Origin of the sequence: Nocardiopsis sp. MT53, from assembly GCF_019598965.1 — a bacterium.
GTDB lineage: Bacteria > Actinomycetota > Actinomycetes > Streptosporangiales > Streptosporangiaceae > Nocardiopsis > Nocardiopsis changdeensis.
The window spans coordinates 2,695,888-2,710,987 of record NZ_CP080599.1 but is presented as its reverse complement, the minus strand read 5'-3'; the positions used below and the strand labels follow the sequence as shown (position 1 = coordinate 2,710,987).

The 15,100-nt window shown below is 74.5% G+C and carries 12 protein-coding genes, 2 tRNA genes and 2 pseudogenes; 12 read left to right on the top strand and 4 right to left on the bottom strand.

Annotation, left to right across the window (positions count from 1 at the left end):
* Positions 1 to 64: 64 nt before the first annotated feature.
* Positions 65 to 697, top strand: a complete 633-nt coding sequence (locus K1J57_RS12040; RefSeq protein WP_220564523.1) for a DNA-binding response regulator — start codon at positions 65 to 67, stop codon at positions 695 to 697.
* Positions 698 to 712: 15 nt separating this feature from the next.
* Here K1J57_RS12040 and K1J57_RS12035 read toward each other — a convergent pair whose 3' ends face one another.
* Together K1J57_RS12035 and K1J57_RS12030 are read right to left on the bottom strand one after the other, a co-directional pair.
* Positions 713 to 1,978 carry a hypothetical protein gene (locus K1J57_RS12035; protein ID WP_255646992.1) on the bottom strand — a complete coding sequence of 422 codons (1,266 nt, stop codon included), beginning with the start codon at positions 1,976 to 1,978 and terminating at the stop codon, positions 713 to 715.
* Between the two features lie 387 nt (positions 1,979 to 2,365).
* Positions 2,366 to 3,583 carry a cell wall protein gene (locus K1J57_RS12030; RefSeq protein WP_220564521.1) on the bottom strand — a complete coding sequence of 406 codons (1,218 nt, stop codon included), beginning with the start codon at positions 3,581 to 3,583 and terminating at the stop codon, positions 2,366 to 2,368.
* Positions 3,584 to 4,015: 432 nt separating this feature from the next.
* Between K1J57_RS12030 and K1J57_RS12025 the strand changes: the two genes are divergently transcribed.
* The 4 genes and pseudogenes from K1J57_RS12025 to K1J57_RS12010 all read left to right on the top strand — a co-directional run bounded on the left by K1J57_RS12025 (position 4,016) and on the right by K1J57_RS12010 (position 7,432).
* Entirely contained in the window at positions 4,016 to 4,909 is an 894-nt protein-coding gene (locus K1J57_RS12025) for an N-acetylmuramoyl-L-alanine amidase (RefSeq protein ID WP_220564520.1), read from the top strand.
* An 81-nt stretch (positions 4,910 to 4,990) separates the two neighbouring features.
* The gene (locus tag K1J57_RS12020; RefSeq protein WP_255646991.1) at positions 4,991 to 5,593 is read left to right on the top strand and encodes a DivIVA domain-containing protein; all 603 of its coding nucleotides are present in this window, start codon (positions 4,991 to 4,993) and stop codon (positions 5,591 to 5,593) included.
* A gap of 28 nt (positions 5,594 to 5,621) precedes the next feature.
* Positions 5,622 to 6,316, top strand: a pseudogene (locus K1J57_RS12015) (DivIVA domain-containing protein).
* A 183-nt stretch (positions 6,317 to 6,499) separates the two neighbouring features.
* A complete protein-coding gene (locus tag K1J57_RS12010; protein WP_255646990.1) occupies positions 6,500 to 7,432 on the top strand; it encodes a M48 family metallopeptidase in 933 nt (310 codons plus the stop codon).
* A 21-nt stretch (positions 7,433 to 7,453) separates the two neighbouring features.
* Here the strand turns inward: K1J57_RS12010 and K1J57_RS12005 are convergent, their stop codons facing one another.
* Positions 7,454 to 7,924: an NUDIX domain-containing protein gene (locus tag K1J57_RS12005; RefSeq protein WP_220564519.1), complete on the bottom strand. Its 471-nt coding sequence runs from the start codon at positions 7,922 to 7,924 to the stop codon at positions 7,454 to 7,456.
* Positions 7,925 to 7,933: 9 nt separating this feature from the next.
* A complete protein-coding gene (locus tag K1J57_RS12000) occupies positions 7,934 to 8,533 on the bottom strand; it encodes a GNAT family N-acetyltransferase (RefSeq protein WP_220564518.1) in 600 nt (199 codons plus the stop codon).
* A gap of 98 nt (positions 8,534 to 8,631) precedes the next feature.
* Between K1J57_RS12000 and K1J57_RS11995 the strand changes: the two genes are divergently transcribed.
* The 7 genes and pseudogenes from K1J57_RS11995 (at position 8,632) to K1J57_RS11965 (ending at position 15,099) form a co-directional block, all read left to right on the top strand.
* Positions 8,632 to 9,861 (top strand): ROK family transcriptional regulator, encoded by a 1,230-nt coding sequence (locus K1J57_RS11995; RefSeq protein ID WP_220564517.1) that lies wholly within the window; start codon positions 8,632 to 8,634, stop codon positions 9,859 to 9,861.
* Between the two features lie 87 nt (positions 9,862 to 9,948).
* Positions 9,949 to 10,021 (top strand) — tRNA-Cys (locus tag K1J57_RS11990).
* Positions 10,022 to 10,200: 179 nt separating this feature from the next.
* A tRNA-Met gene (locus K1J57_RS11985) sits at positions 10,201 to 10,273 on the top strand.
* A 101-nt stretch (positions 10,274 to 10,374) separates the two neighbouring features.
* Positions 10,375 to 10,446: pseudogene (locus tag K1J57_RS11980) on the top strand.
* A gap of 77 nt (positions 10,447 to 10,523) precedes the next feature.
* On the top strand, positions 10,524 to 11,660 hold the full coding sequence (locus K1J57_RS11975; protein ID WP_220564516.1) for a gala protein: 1,137 nt from the start codon (positions 10,524 to 10,526) through the stop codon (positions 11,658 to 11,660).
* A complete protein-coding gene (locus tag K1J57_RS11970) occupies positions 11,657 to 13,399 on the top strand; it encodes an ankyrin repeat domain-containing protein (protein ID WP_220564515.1) in 1,743 nt (580 codons plus the stop codon). Before K1J57_RS11975 ends, K1J57_RS11970 begins: the two co-directional genes overlap by 4 nt.
* On the top strand, positions 13,396 to 15,099 hold the full coding sequence (locus tag K1J57_RS11965; protein WP_220564514.1) for an ankyrin repeat domain-containing protein: 1,704 nt from the start codon (positions 13,396 to 13,398) through the stop codon (positions 15,097 to 15,099). Before K1J57_RS11970 ends, K1J57_RS11965 begins: the two co-directional genes overlap by 4 nt.
* Position 15,100 lies beyond the last annotated feature (1 nt).

Below are 15,100 nucleotides of genomic sequence, written 5' to 3'. Positions count from 1 at the left end.
GGTTCGCGGGTCCGGGGCGGGGAGCGGTCGCCCGCGCCAGGGGCGGTGCCCTAGGGTTCGGCCCATGAGTGCTGCCGACACCCCCTCCTCCCCCGTCCGGGTCCTGCTGGCCGAGGACCAGGGGATGATGCGCGACGCGATGGCCCTCCTGCTGGGCCTGGAGGAGGACCTGGAGGTCGTCGCCCTGGTGGCCGACGGCCCCGGGATCGTGCCCGCCGCGGTGGAGCACCGGGTGGACGTCGCCGTACTGGACATCGAGCTGCCCGGGGGCAGCGGCTTGGAGGCCGCCGCGGAGCTGCGCGAGCGGCTGCCGTCCTGCCGGGTCCTCATCGTCACCACCTTCGGTCGCCCCGGCTACCTGCGCCGTGCGATGGAGGCGGGCGCCGCCGGGTTCCTCTGCAAGGACGGCCCCGTGGAGGAGCTGGCCGCGGCGATCCGGCGCGTGGCCGCGGGCGGGACGGTGGTCGACCCGGGCCTGGCCGCCGCCGCGCTGGGCTCGGAGCCGGACCCGCTGACCGCCCGGGAACGCCAGCTGCTGGCGGCCGCTCGGGACGGCTCCACGGTCGCCGACATCTCGGCCCGGCTGCACCTGTCGGAGAGCACCGTCCGCAACTACCTGTCCTCGGCCATCGGCAAGACCGGCACCCGCAACCGCACGGAGGCGGCGCGGGTGGCCTACGAGAAGGGCTGGCTCTGACGCCCGGCCCGGGCCTCAGTCACCGATGCGGTCGTCCATGGCGGAGGTGCGCTTGCGGGCCAGGAAGGTGGCGGCGGACCCGCCGCCGATGGCCACCAGCGCCGCGGTGACCAGGGCGGCCAGGGAGCTTCCCGTCATCGCCAGGTCGTTGCCGGGGCGCTGCTGCGCCTGCGGGGCGGTGCCGGTCCGGCCGTCCGGGGACGGGGAGGCCCCCGAGTCCGCCGCGTAGGTGGATCCCAGCGCCCAGGAGTCGGCGAAGTCGACGGTCAGCCCGTTGCCGTCCTCCGCCTCCCCCACGTTCACGGTGACACTGAGCCGGGAGCGGGCGCCCTGGCCCCGCCAGTCCGGGTCCTCGTCGTCGAAGGTCTCCTGGACGCTCGCGAAGTGGACGGCCACCGGGACCTCCAGGACCGTCTCCCCCTCCTCGTCCACGACCTCTAGGACGTCCTCCACGACCTGGGCGCGCCCGGGCCGCAGCGGGTCCACGGGCACCCCGAAGGCCCTGAGGGCGCCGTGCTCGAAGCCGCTGCCGGTGTGCCCGTCGTACCCGGCCGAGGCCGTGGTGACGACGTCGGCCACGGAGACCTCCAGGGCGTCGTCGGCCTCCAGGGGGCCCTCGGCCGCGAACCGGCGCGTGGAGGAGTCGTCCAGGGCGATCACGCCGTCCGTCGGGCTCTCGCTCGGGGAGGGGCTCGCGGGGCCGGAATCCTCCGGGCCGGGGCTCTCCGACTCCTCCTTGAGGTGGGAGTGGTCCCCGTCGGCGGGCGGCTGCTGGGGCCGGGGCTCCTCCCCGCCCTCCGGGGTGGGCACGTCCCAGTACGGGGAGAGCGGGTCCTCGCCCTCCTCGGAGGTCGGTTCGGCGTCCAGGGTGTCCGGGGCGGACGGGGAGAGGTCGATGCCGGCGGGCACGTCGATCATGCCGAGGGCGATCAGGTCCGCGACGGTCAGGCGCAGGACGGCCGAGTCCACGACGGCGGTGGCGGCCGCGCCCTCGGCGCCGATGACGGTGCGGCTGGAGCCCTCGATGTCGACGTAGGGGGCGAGGGGGCCGTACACGTCGGCGGTGTCGCCGCGCGCCTCGTTGTCCCCGCCGAAGCTGACCGCGGTGGAGTAGCCGGAGACGGCGTCGCCGTTGGCGGCCCAGGCCTGCGCGTTGCCCCAGACGAGCGGGTCGACGGCGGTGGCCGCCGCGGCGGCCGGGGGCACGGACAGGGTCAGGCCGAGCGCGGCCGCGGCTGTGCCGCCGAGGAGGCGGTGTGCTGTCGTTCTGGCGGGGGTCACCACGGCACTCCTGTAGCTACTGGGGGATGTCCGGCCGTACGGCCGGCCCCGTCCTCCGGCCCGGGGCCGGTTCACGGGGAGCGCCGCGTGCGAGGCCGCGGCATGCGGGGCGGCGGGGACGGTCGCCTTCCCGCCCCGGGGGAAGGGTCCGTGCGTGGCGGGGCGCGGAGCGCCCACACGGCCGAGCCTAACCGCTCGATCACGAATCGGAAACCGTTCTCCGGCGCGTGATCGCTCACCGTGAGGGGTCGGATGCCGGATCAACGGCCGGGGTCGCGGAAGAGTTCCGGCGGCCGGGAACGCGAACGGCCCCGGGGAGGAGTCCCCGGGGCCGTTCAGGCCACCGTGTCACCGGCGGGTCAGGGCCGGCGGTGCGGTGTGGGTCGCCTAGTTGTCGTTCTCCTCGGCGGGAGCCTCGACGGCGGCGTTCTTCTTGCGGCGGGCCAGGTAGGCGGCGGCGCCACCGCCGGCGGCGATCGCGGCACCGGCGGCGATCAGGCCGCCGATCGGGCTACCGGTCGTGGCCAGGGCCTCGGAGGGCTTGGCGACGGGCTTCTTGTCCTCGCCCTCGGGCTTCTCGATCGGCTTCTCCGGACGCGGCTTCTCCTCGCCGTCGTCGTCACCGCCGCCGGGGTTCTCACCCTCGCCGATGGTGACGGTGCCGACACCGGTCTCGGCGATGGTCACGAACTGGACCAGCTCGCCGTCGGCCTTGAAGTCGTAGTCGAGGACCGAGTAGGCGTCCTCCCAGAGGTACCCGTCGACCTCGGTGGGCTGCTCCCACTCGTAGATGTCGGGGGTGATGGTGAACTCCACGCCCTCGGGGGCGGTGATGTTGCTGACGGTGCCCGGGTCGACGCTGTGCTCGACCGAGCCGTCCCAGCTCTTGAAGGTGCTGACGGAGATGCCGGAGATGGTGGCCTCGACGAGGACCTCGTCGGAGTCGGCGACCGTCTCGCTGTTGGTCTCGTCGAGCGTGACCACGGTGGCGTCGGCGTCGGTGTCTTCGGCCTCGGCGGAGGGGCTGGGGCTGGGCTCCGGGGAGGGGTCGACGGTCTCGTCGTCCCCGTCGACCGGGGGCGTGGTCGGGGCGGGTTCGTCGGTGTCGCCACCGTCGCCGTTCCCGTTGTCGCCGCCCTCGGAGGAGCCGTCGTCCTCGCCGCCGCCGGAGGTGTCGTCATCCCCGGTGTCCTCGCCGCCCTCGGGGTCCTCGGCCCCGTCGGTCGGCTCCTCGGACTCGGTGGGCTCCTCGTCCTCGGTGAGCTCCTCGTCCTCCTCGGTGGGGAGGCCGTTCTCGGCGTCCGACACGGTGATCTGGACACGGACGGAGGGGACCTCCACCGTGGCCAGGATGCCGCTGGAGGTCACCGACGCGGACGAGGTGCCCGACCAGGACACCCAGCCGTAGTCGACGGAGAAGGCGTCGCTGACGCTGCCGTCCTGGGTCTCGATGAACCCGTTGCCGCCGTTGGAGGTGGCGTAGGCCCAGCCGTACTGCTCGTCCGCGGCGGCGGGGAGGGCCGTCGCAATGCTCAGGGCGCCCAGGGCGGCGAAAGCGGCACCGGCCTGAAAGACGCGACGAGCGGCGATCTTGGTGTTCTTCAAATCAATCCTCATAGGGGATTCCGACCCGTGCTCGCCAGGTCGGCCCGGCTCAGTGCAACACTCGCGGGCGGGGTGCGGCCACGCGGTGCGGGGGTACTGCGGCCGGGGTTCGGATGGGATGGGGAGGCTCGAAAAAACGGCTTCCACCAGGGAGAATCGACAGCGGCCTCGGACGGAGGGGCCAGCGGAGCCGACGCGGGATACTTCCCGTTTCCTCACGGAAACCTTACACCGGCCGAATGCCCGAAAACATCCGAAAATAGATCACAAGAAGATCACGGGAGAAACTCGGATTACACTGCGCACAGGAACGGATTCGCTCGAAAATTTTTCCTTGTATCGTGTAAACCGATCCGACTTCCGGGCGTCTTAATAAGAAGTACCGCGCGAGGACCGGGGTGTTCCGCCCGGTTCGCCCGGTAGGTTGTGGACATGCCCGTCTCCGCACCGCCAGGGCCCCGGAGCCGCGCCACCCGCGCCCTGTACCTCATCCCGCTCCTCGCCCTCCTCGCCACCGGCTGCGCGTCGGCCTCGGGGGCCGAGCCCGGCGCCGACCCCACCGCCGCGATCCCGCTGCCGGGCCCCGACGACGGATCCTCGGACGAGGGCTCCCCCGGCACCGCCGACGGAGGGGACGGCGCACACGAGCCCGTCGGCGACGGCCCGCTGCACGACCGCGTCGTGGTCATCGACCCCGGGCACAACGGCGGCAACGCCGAGGCCTCCTCCGAGATCAACCGCCTGGTCCCCGCCGGCCCCCAGCAGAAGGCCTGCGACACCGTCGGCGCGGAGACCGGGTCCGGCTACCCCGAGCACCTCTTCAACTGGGAGCTCTCCCTCCTCGTCAAGGAGCGCCTGGAGGCCGACGGCGCCACCGTGATCCTCACCCGCGAGGACGACGAGGGCGTGGGCCCCTGCATCAACGAGCGCGCCGAGATCGGCAACGAGGCCGACGCCGACGCCGCCCTGTCCATCCACGCCGACGGCGGCCCCGAGACCGGGCGCGGCTTCCACGTGATCGTGCCGGGCGAGGTCGAGGGCTACACCGAGGAGATCGTGGAGCCCTCCCGGGAGCTGGCCGAGGACCTGCGCCGCGAGTACCGCGAGGGCACCGACATCCCCTACGCCGACTACCTGGCCCAGGACGGCCTGGACGAGCGCACCGACCTGGGCGGGCTCAACATGTCCACCGTGCCCAAGGTGTTCCTGGAGGCCGGGAACATGCGCAACCCCGAGGACGCCGCCCTCCTGGAGGACCCGCAGTGGCAGGAGCGGGCCGCGAACTCGATCGCCCGCGCCCTCGCCGTCTACCTCCTGCGGGAGTGAGAGCGGGGACACGCGTCCGCTGTCGGCCACGGGGCCGGTCCGCTATGGCGCGGGCCGCGGAGCCCTCGGCATAATGCGGGCATGCACTCCCCCATGACGGTCCCGGACTTCGACATCGTGCTGCGCGGATACGACCGCAACCAGGTCGCCGGCCTGGCGCACCGCGCGCTCGCCGCGCTGTCGGCGGGTACCGGGGCGCCACCAGCCGCGCGGGCCCCGGAGGACGGGGAGCCGATCACCTCGGCCGAGCTCGCCTCCGCCCGGTTCGACGTGGTCCTGCGCGGATACGACCGCACCCAGGTCGCCGACTGGATGGACGGTGTCGCCCGGGAACTCGCCCTCCTGGAGTCGCGGGACGGGAGCGCTCCGGCCCCCTCCGCCCCCTGGGACCCGCCCGCGGAGACCCCGCCGCCGCTGCCGGACTTCGACATCGTGCTGCGCGGATACGACCGCGTCCAGGTCTCGGAGCTCCTGGACCGGGCGTTCGCCACCCTGGCCGCCCGCACCGGGGTCCCCTCCCCCGTCGCGGTCCCGGCCGGGACCGCGGCGATCACCGCGGACGAGCTCGCCTTCGCGCGGCTCGACGTGGTCCTGCGCGGGTACGACCGCACCCAGGTCGCCGACGCGCTGAACGACCTCGCACAGCGCATCGCGCGGTCGGAGGCGCACAGCGGGCCGGAATGACCACCCCGAGAACCTCCTGAACTGCACAATAGGGACCATGCCTCTGACACCGGCGGACATCCGCAAGAAGAAGTTCCACACGGTGCGTCTGCGCCCGGGATACAACGAGGAGGACGTCGACGCGCTGCTCGACCGCATCGAGAGCACGCTCGTCGCACTGGAGGGCGGGCCGCGCACGGGCCCGCTCATCACGGCGGAGGAGGTGCGCAACTCGCGCTTCCGGACCACCCGGCTGAGCCCGGGGTACCGCGAGGACGAGGTGGACGACTTCCTCGACGTCGTGGTCGCCGACCTGGCCGGGCGCGGCCTGGGCCGTTCCGGCCCGGCCACCCCTCCGCTGCCGCCGCGGCCGGCATGGCGGGACCGCAGGCGGGCGGCGCGGCGGCGCCCGGGCCCGGGCCCGGGCCCGGGCCAGCGGGCGGCCGGGGACGGCAGGGGCCGCCGCCCCGGATGACGCCCGAGCACGTGCGCGACCAGCAGTTCGCCACGACGCGGCTGACCACCGGCTACAACGAGCAGGAGGTCGACGAGTTCCTGGACCGGGCCGAGTTCACCCTGGAGGTGCTCCAGCAGGGGCGGCCGGAGCGGGCGACGCTGTCCGCCAAGGACGTGGAGCGGGTCCAGTTCTCGACGACCCGCGCCCGGCCGGGGTACGACCCGGCGCAGGTGGACCGGTTCCTGGACGTGCTCGCCGAGGAGCTGCGCCGGTACGAGCAGCGCTGAGGGCCCGGCGGAGGGGCCTCGAAGGGGTTCCGGACGGCGGTGCGGACCGGGGGAAGGTGTCCGTTAACCGTCGTTGACACGCCGTCGGGCTCTAAGCCCATCCCAGAGGAAGCGGAAAGTAATATTTGGACACAGGGAGTGATCATCCCTGTCCACGATTCCCGCGCCCGAGGGGAGGCCTCCATGTTCCATCCCGCGCCCGCGCAGGGCCGCTTCAAGGGGTGTTCGGTGCACGGGGCGGGTGGCTGCGGATACGTCCCGGAGACCCGGTACCCGGCCGCGCCCTACTGCCGGTCCGTCCGACCGGGCGGCCGCGGGCCCTACGAGCTGGGCGACGGCGAGGAGATCGTCCCGGCGCCCGCCCACCCGTGGGAGGCCCCGCTGTTCGTCGTGTGCGCGGTCGCGAACGTGCTGCTGCTGGGCCTGGGCGCGCACCTGCTGGCCGTGCTGACCGGCACCTGGCAGGCGCCGGTCCTGGCGCTGGCGGCCGTCCCGGCCGGCTGCTGGCTGGTCCGGGGGCTGCGGTACGCGCGGCACCGGGCGGAGTCGGTGAAGATCTCCCCCACCCAGTTCCCCGAGGCGTACCGGGTGGTCGCGACGCTGTCGGCGGCGATGGGGGTGCGCACCCCCGAGGCGTACGTGCGGGTGGACGGCGGCCGGGCCGACGCGGGGGCGCACGGGCTGCGCCGCTACCTGGTGCTGTCGGGCGAGCTGTTCGACGACGACGGGCGGGTCGGCGACCCGGACGCGCTGGCGTTCACGGTGGCCCACCAGCTCGGGCACGTGGTGGCGGGGCACACCGGGTTCTGGCGGCGGCTCGCGGTGCTGGGCGCGGAACCGGTTCCGCTGCTGGGGGCGGCGCTGGCGCGCTGCTCGGAGTACACGGCGGACAACCACGCCTACGCCCACTTCCCGGAGGGCGCGCACACCGTGCGGGTGCACGCGGGCGGGGTGCGGCTGTACCCGCGGGTCAACATGGGCGAGATGGCCGACCGGGCGCGCACCGACCGGGGGTGCACGCTGCTGCTCTACCACCTGCTGTCGCGCCGGCCGGGCAACGTCCGCCGCATGGCGGCCCTGCGCGACCGCGGCCGCCGCGGCCGCGTCTTCCTCTGACCCGCCCGCGCGGACCGGCGGTCAGCGGACGTAGAAGGGCTCGGGGCGGGCCTCCCGGGCGTAGGCGATGCGGTCGAGGATGCGCTCCGACATGGCGGGCAGCCCGCCGGGGGCGAACCAGCCCACCTCCAGGGTCTCGTCGCCGCCGGCGTCGAGGGCGCCGCCGACCGGGCGGCAGCGGAACGCCAGGTCCAGGAACTGGACCCGGTCGCCGTTGGGGTAGACGTAGGGGTCCTGGCCGAGCACGCTGACCAGCCGCTCGACCTCCACCACCAGGCCGGTCTCCTCCTCGACCTCCCGCACCACGGCGACGGCGGGCTGCTCCCCCGGTTCGAGGATGCCGCCGGGGGTCGCCCAGCGGCCGTCGTCGGCGCGCCGGTGCAGCAGCACACGGTCGTCCTCGTCCAGGACCACGGCGGTGACCCCCACCAGGGGGACCAGGGCCGGGCCGATCTGATCGCGCAGCTCGCGCAGGAACTCGGGAACGGGCATACCCCGAGGCTAGCCGTCCCCGGCCCCGGTGTCCCCCGCGGCGCGTAGGGCCGCGTACTCGTGGGCGAGCACCGACATCAGGACGGCGTCGTGCCACTCGCCGTCCCAGTGCAGGGCCTGGCGCCACACGCCCTCGCGGACGAACCCCGACTTCTCGTAGGAGCGCCGCGCCCGCGGGTTGAAGTCGAACACCTCCAGCGCCACCCGGTGCAGGCCCGCCACCGTGAACGCGTACTCCAGGACCAGGTCCGTGGCGGCGGTCCCGTACCCCTTCCCGGCGTGGGCGGTGGAGGTCAGCGCGATCCGGTAGCCCGCGGAGGCGTTGTCGGGGTCCAGTTCGGTGAGCGCGCAGTCGCCGACGGTCGTGCCCCCGGCGCGTTCGACGATCACCCAGTCGGCGCGGTCGTGGTGGTCCGGGCGGGTCCGGTTCCACTCCTGGACCGCCTCCCGTGTGAACCGCCGGTGGGTTCCGGTGAGGCGGCGCACCTCCGGGTCCATGTCGACGAGGGCCCCGACGAGCGGGGCGCCGGTCTCGGCGTCGAGCGGGCGGAGTTCGACCAGGTCACCGGTGAGGACCGGCTGGTCGCGGAAGACGTCTGCGGGGACCATGGCCCGCATCCCACCACCGGTCGGGGCCGTCCGGCAACCCGTTTTCGGCCCGCCCGGTACGATCCGGACACGGCGGTGGGTTGACGAGGGAGGTCCCCGTGGCGATGGGTTCGGGAACGGTGGGCCTGCGCACGGTCCGTGAGGCCAACCTGGGGGTGGTGCTGCGCACCATCCGCGAGTCCGCGCCGTGTTCGCGGGCGGCGGTGGCGGCGGCCACCGGCCTCAACAAGACGACGGTGTCCAGCCTGGTCGCCGACCTGATGGCGCGCGGCCTGGTCCGGGAGACCGGCCGGACCGCGCAGAGCGGCGTGGGCCGCCCCGGGGTGCTGCTGGACCTGGACGACACGTCGGTGGCGGCGCTGGGCCTGGAGGTCAACGTCGACTACCTGTCGGTGGTGGCGGTGGACCTGGTGCAGCGGGAGCTGACCGCCCGGCACACGCCCTTCGACGCGCGGGAGGCGGGGCCCGACGAGAGCGCCCGCCGGATCGTGGCGGCGCTGCGCGAGGCCGCCGACGACCCGGCGGTGCGCGGAAGGACCGTGGTGGGCGCCGGGATCGCGGTGCCGGGCCTGGTGGACGCCCCGTCCGGGACGGTGCGCCGGGCCCCCAACCTGGGCTGGGCGGACTTCCCGCTGGGGGCGCGCGCGGACGCGCTGGGCTTCCCGGTGCGCGTGGACAACGACGCCAACCTGGGGGCCGTGGCCGAGTACCGGGTGGGCTCCTTCGCCGGGACCCCGGACCTGGTCTACGTCACCGGGGAGGTCGGGATCGGCGCGGGGGTGCTCACCGACGGCGCCCTGCTGCGCGGCGCGGGCGGGTTCGCCGGGGAGCTGGGCCACCTGGCGCTGGACCCGGGCGGGCCGGAATGCTCGTGCGGGCGGCGCGGCTGCCTGGAGGCGGTGGCGGGCATCGGCGCGATCCTGCGCGACGCGCTCCCCGACCTGGCCCCGGGCGGGCCGCTGTCCGGCGCGGACGTGGCGGTCCTGGTGGACACGGCGGTGGGCCGGGCGGCGGCGGGCGACGCGGTGGCGGTGGCGGCACTGGAGCGGGCGGGAGGCATGCTGGGCCGGGGGCTGGCGGCGCTGGTCAACCTGGTGGACCCGGGGCTGGTGCTGCTGGGCGGGTACTTCGTGCCGATGGGCCCCTGGCTGCTGCCGCCCTGCCGGAGCGCCCTGGCGGCCGGGGTGTTCGCCCCGGACGCGGGCGGATGCCGGGTGGAGCCGTCGGCGCTGGGGCTGAGCGCCGCGGCCCGGGGCGGGGCGGCGGGGGTCATCCACGCCCTGGACTCGGGCGCGCTCCCGCTGCCCGCGCCGGCGGCGGCCGGCTGACCGGTCCCGGCCGGGGGCCTGCGCCTTCCGGGCCTCGGGCGGGCGCCGCGGGCCCCCGGGTCCGTGCGCTAGCGTGTGCCCCGCGGCGGGGCCGTAGCGCAGAGGTCGTCGCGTTCGGCTGCACACCGAAAGGACGCCGGTTCGAATCCGGCCGGCCCCGCCCTTTCCCTCCGCGGCGCCGGTGCGCTATCTTTCCCCGCAGCGGTGGGACCGTAGCGCAGAGGTCGTCGCGCCCACTCTTCAATGGGGGAGGACGCCGGTTCGAATCCGGTCGGTTCCATTCCGCGCCGCCCACGGCCCGGACCGCTGCCCGCGCAACCGCTACGCTCGTCGCGTGGCGGGGGTGTAGCGCAGAGGTCGTCGCGCCTACACGTCATGGGGGAGGACGCCGGTTCGAATCCGGCCGCCCCCGTCACCCCGATCCTTTTCTCCGCCCCCCACCTGCGGCAACGCCGAAAACCAGGGGGAGAGCGCCGGAAACGTCGGTATTTGTGGTTAGACTGCCTGCTCGGCAGGGCCGTAGCGCAGAGGTCGTCGCGCCGGACAGCGAGTTGGAGGACGTCGGTTCGAATCCGACCGGTCCTGCCGCTTCTTCTTTTGCACGCAGGGGCCCCGGTCGGCTCCGTCCACCGGCCCGATCACGATCGAGCGGTGGAATGGTGATGACCGACAAGACGCCCGTACGCTGCCCCGCCATCGAGCACCCCGACCTGCCTCTGGCGGACCCCGCCGGCCTGGAGCCGCTGCTGGCCCGGCTGGCCGACCCGGCCCCCGTGACGGCCGACGAGACCTTCCCGCTGGGGACCCTGCGCCCCGACGGCCGGGTGGACCTGTGCAAGCAGGGCCTGGGCCTGGCCGGGGCGCGGCGGGTGATCCCCGCGGCCGCGGCCTCCCCGCACGCCGCCCACCTGCTGCTGGGCACCAACGCCATCGGCTCCGAGGGTGCCCGCGTGCTGGCCGGCTCCCTCGCCGACGGGCACGGGCTCCAGACCCTCTACCTGGGCTGCAACCGGATCGGCGCGGACGGCGCCGCCGCCCTGGCCGACCGGCTCGCCGGGGACGACACCGTGCGGGCCCTGTGGCTCAAGCGCAACCCCGTGGGCGACGAAGGTGCCCGGGCGGTCGCCGGGGCCCTGGCCGCCAACGGCCGCCTGCGCTCCCTGGACCTGGTGAACACCGGGGTCACCGCCGACGGTCTGCGCGCCCTCCTGGACGCGCTGGCCGGGCGGGAGGCCCCGCTGGAGCGGCTGTTCCTGGGCGGCAACGGGCTGGGCCCGGACACCGCGGACCTGCTGGCCGCGTTCCTGTGCGAGGCCGGGGTGCGGGAGCTGTACGCGCCCGCCAACCACCTGGGCGACGCGGGCGCGCGGACCATCGCCGCCGCCGTCGCCGGGCTGGACCGGCCGGTCACCCTGGGCCTGGGCGGCAACGGCATCGGCGCCGACGGCGCGATCGCCCTGGCCGAGGCGCTGGGCGGCATCGAAGCGCTCGACCTGGGCCGCCCGCCCTCGCAGCGGGCGCTGGGCGCGCCGTCCAACGAGCTGGGCGACGCGGGTGTGACGGCGCTGGCCGAGGCGATCCCCGCCAGCCCGCTGCGCCGCCTGGAGGTGCGCCACACCGGGTTCGGCTACCCGGCCGCGCGTGCGCTGTCGGAGGCGGTGGCCCGCAGCGGCCGCATGGAGTACGCGGGGCTCGGTCCGGGCCTGCCGCGCCGCACCAAGCGGACGATCGCCGGGCACCTGCGCCCGGCCCGCCGGGTGCACGAGGACATGCGCGCGATCGCGAGCCTGTACCGGTGACGCCTTCGGACCTCTCCCGCTCGGTGTCCCACCGGCCGATGCGGGCGGCGGGGCTGCGCAAGGGCCGGCGCTACGGGATCTCGCGCGAAATGATCGACCGCGCCACCGAGCGGCGCCTGGCCGGGGACTGGGAGGGCGCCTGCGAGGCCGCGGGGGTGGAGACCCTCCTCGACGTCGAGATCGACGACCTGCGCGACCAGCACGGCTCCGAGTTCGCCGACCGGCTGCTGGACGACCTGCACCACCTGGTCCCGGACCTGGCGCGGCTGCACATGCCCCGGTTCTGGAGCGGGTCGGGCACGCTGGTCCCCAAGCAGGCCGTCCTGCTGTCGCGCCCGGGCGGGGACGAGGGGCCGTGGCTGACGCTGCGGCCGCGGGGCTGGAAGATCCACGGGGACCAGCGGTTGGTGCTGGCGGTGGAGGAGGTGTTCCTGCGGGGGTTCCTGCCGCGCTCCAACCGGGTCCCCTACGCGGCGCACTGGTCGGGCGCCGCCCACGTGTGGGAGATCTCCCGGCACCTGTGGGACTCCCGGCACGTCCACGAGATGCGTGAGCGCTGGGGCGGGGGACCCGACCGCGCGCCGTTCCTGAACGCCGACGGGACGCTCCGCGCCGCCGGGGAGCTCCCGACGGGGGACCCCGGGCCCGGCGACCCCGCGGCCCGGACCGAGTGGATCGACGGCCTGCACCAGGCGGGGGAGGCGGTCGCGGCCTTCGCGGCCGCGGGGATCGTCCTCGACACCGCCCCGGCGGAACTGGACTGGGGCGACCCGGCCGACCCCGTGGAGGTGGCGGCGCAGCTGCCGTTCTCCCCGGCGCGGCTGCTCGGCGAGGCGCGCAGGCTGGCCGACGCCGGGTTCGGCACGCGGTTCCGGATCCCGCTCACCATCCACGAGTCGGTGATCCTGAACCTGGAGGGGGACGCCCCGCGGCTGGGGATCGAGGAGTACCTGCTCTGGGAGGACGACGAGCCCCCGGTGCTCCCGGAGGTGTGCTGGACCCGGCCGCCGGACGTCGACGTGCTCCGCGACGGCATGTCCCCCGAGGAGCTGCACCCGCTGGTCCGCGAGGCCCTCGCCCCGGCGCGTCCGCCCGCCGACCGGCGGCCCGGGCCTGCGGGGTTCGATCCCGAGGGGTTCGGCCCCGTCCGGGTGCGCTGCCGCGACGGGGAGTGGCACACGGTGACCCCCGCCGGCGACGGCCTGGACATCCCGCACACCGCGGAGGAGCTGGAGCGCGAGACGGCGCTGCGGGCGCTGGGCGGCGCGAGCGGCGGCTGCTTCGCCGCGCGCGACGCGTGGAGCACCGGGCAGGGGCGGCTGCCCCGCAGGCTGCGGGAGCCCCGCGACGAGCTGTTCGAGCGGGCCCGGCACGGCGACACCGACGCGGTCCTGCGGTACCTGGACGCGGGCGGCGACCCGAACCTGCGCGACCGCAACGGGAGGACCCTGCTGCACCACCTCTCCATGGTCGACCACGAGGCGGTGCTGCCGCGCCTGCTCAAGGCGGGCGCGGACCTGGACGCCGCCGACCCGGAGGAGCGCACGCCGCTGTTCTACGCGGTGGCCGGCAGCGGGACCGCCGAACTCGCGCTCGCCCTGGTGGAGGCGGGCGCGCGGACCGAGGACATCGGGAACGGCGACGACCTGGTGGATGTGATCGACCAGCGCTCCGGCGAGGACTCCGAGGAGAGGGGCATCGCGGGGCAGGACTGGGAGAGCCTGCTGGAGGAGGGGTGAGCGGGGCCGACGGGCGCCGGCGCCCGTCGGCCTCGCACGAGCCGTGGCGCGCGGCCGGGCTGCGCAAGGGCCGACGCTACGGGATCTCACACCAGGCGATCGACCGCGCCACCGAGCGGCGGTTGGCCGGAGACTGGCGCGGCGCCTGCGCGGCCGCCGGGATCGACGTCGAACTCGACCTGGACGCGATCCGCAACGAGCACGGCATAGAGTTCACCGAACGGCTGCTCGACGACCTCCACCACCTCGTCCCCGACCTGGCGAAACTGCACATGCCCCGCTCCTGGAAAGGACTGGGACTCCTCCTGCCAGAGCAGCCCGCACTGCTCTCCCGCCCCGGCGGCCCCGACAACCCCTGGCTGACGCTCGGGGTAGGGGCCCGCTACCACCCCTGGATCCGCGGACCCGTCCTCAAGGTGGGACGGATGGGCGCCGTGCCCGACTACAACCCTCATCATCCGATGCGGGAACAACCGGCCCTGGACCGTTGGAAAATCTCGTCCTTCACCGCGCACTGGGCGGGACTCCCCCATGTCTGGGAGACCTCCCGGCATCTGTGGGACGCCCGGCACGTCCACGAGATGCGTGAGCGCTGGGGCGGCGACGCCCAGCGTGTTCCGTTCCTGAACCCGGACGGTACCCCACGCGCCCCGGATGAACTGCCCGTCGAGGATCCCGGACTCGGTGATCGGCCCTCCCGGACCGAGTGGATCGACGGCCTGCACCAGGCCGGGCAGGTGGTCGAGGCGTTCGCCGCCGCGGGGATCGGGTTCGACCCCGGTCCGGTATCGGTGGAGGTCGCCGCACGGCTGCCCTTCTCCCCCGCCCGTATCCCCGGCGAACTCCGACGGCTCACCGCAGCCGGGCTCGGCGACCGCTTCCAGATCCCCTACGACAAGCTCACCACGGTCCTCCTTGCCCTGGAGAAGGACACCGTGCGAGTGGAGTTCGCCGAATTCGACCTCGACACGGCGTCGGGGATACCGGCCTTGTCCGAGGTGTGCTGGGCGCGGCCGCCGGACGTCGACGTGCTGCGCGACGGGATGCCACCCGACGAACTCCACCCCCTGGTCCGCGAGGCGATCGCTCCGGACCACGTCCCCGGCGCACCGCCGGAACCCGCCTTCGCCGACCGTTCCCCGGTCCGAGTGCGCTGCCGGGGCGAATGGCACGAGGTCATCCCGTCACGCGTCGGGCTGCGGATCCCGCACGACGACGAGGAGACGAACCGCGAAGCGTCCCTACGGGCACTCGGCGGCAACAGCACCGGCTGCTTCGCCGTCCGGGAAGCCTGGTCCACCGGCGAAGGACGGTTGCCCCAGGCCCTGCGGAAACGGCGCGACGACCTGTTCGGGTGGGTGAGGCAGAGGGATACCCACGCTGTGCTTCACTACCTCGACAGGGGAGGCGACCCCGACATCCGTGATGGGAAGGGCCGGGCGCTACTGCACCATCTCGCCTTTCTGAACCATGAGGTACTGCTGCCGCGCTTGTTGGAGGCAGGGGCGGATGTGAACGCCGAGGATCGCGACGGTCGTACGCCTCTCGATGTATTCGATCAGGTCGCCGGTGGTCTTCGAGAGGACACCGTCGCGAGGAAAACACTCGTGGCCGCCGGTGCAGTGGCGAAGGACCCGGAGGAGTTCCAGGCATGGCTCCTCCGTGCTTCGGCGGGATCCAGTGATGATCCGCCCTTCTAAG